Raw genomic sequence first — 795 nt, forward strand, 5'->3', positions numbered from 1 at the left:
GGTGAGCACCGCTTCGACGCTGAGGTCTCCAGCCTTCACTGCGGAGAGGAGTTCGCTACGCGCTTTGCGGGCTTCCGCGGCCTTCGCCAGTGCCTCGGCGCGTTGTTCCGGTGTTAAGACAGGCAGTGCCATGATGGTGCTCCTTGTTGCGTTGTTCGGACAGATCGTCTGGCTGTCCCTCGCCATCGTGCCAGGTGGAACGGACATGTCCGCATGCTGATCGGTTGGGACCGACCTCCGGATGGCTGTTCTTACGACTGAGGATGTGTCCGACAGTGTGCCTGAATAATACGTCGTCTGGGTGTCTCGCTAGCGACAATACCGTTCAGTTAGTGCGGGTTGCGTTACGATGAGGTGTGCCTCGGAGTGGATGGGTGAAGCCGGTCTCGGATCGGCGGTTGTCGGATGTGGTGTCGGTGGGGTTGTTGACCAGGGTGTTTCCCGCGTCCTTGGTTGATGAGGTGATCGCGGAATGCGGGCGGACCGAGCAGCGCAGTAGGTCGTTGACCGCTCGCGTGACGGCATATTTCTCGATCGGGATGGCATTGAATTCGCAAGGCTCCTATGAGGAGGTCTTCGAGCAGCTCACCGACGGTTTGTCGTGGTCGTCGGGATGGTCACAGTCCTGGTCGTCGCCGACGAAATCGGCGATCTTCCAGGCCCGGTCCCGGCTGGGGCACGAACCGGTGCGGGAGCTGTTCCGCCGTGTCGCACGACCGCTCGCCGACGCGGATACACCCGGATCCTGGCTCGCGGGGCGCCGGTTGGTGGCCCTCGACGGGACCTGCCTCGACC

Annotated in this window: 1 protein-coding gene; it reads left to right on the forward strand. The window is 62.6% G+C overall.

Annotated elements, in window-relative coordinates; genetic code table 11:
- Positions 1-356: 356 nt before the first annotated feature.
- Positions 357-795, forward strand: a 439-nt coding sequence (locus ACFWJO_RS37650; protein WP_386872631.1) for a transposase domain-containing protein, incomplete at its 3' end; no start/stop codon positions are given.

Origin of the sequence: Streptomyces sp. NPDC127092 (assembly GCF_042722475.1) — a bacterium.
GTDB lineage: Bacteria > Actinomycetota > Actinomycetes > Streptomycetales > Streptomycetaceae > Streptomyces.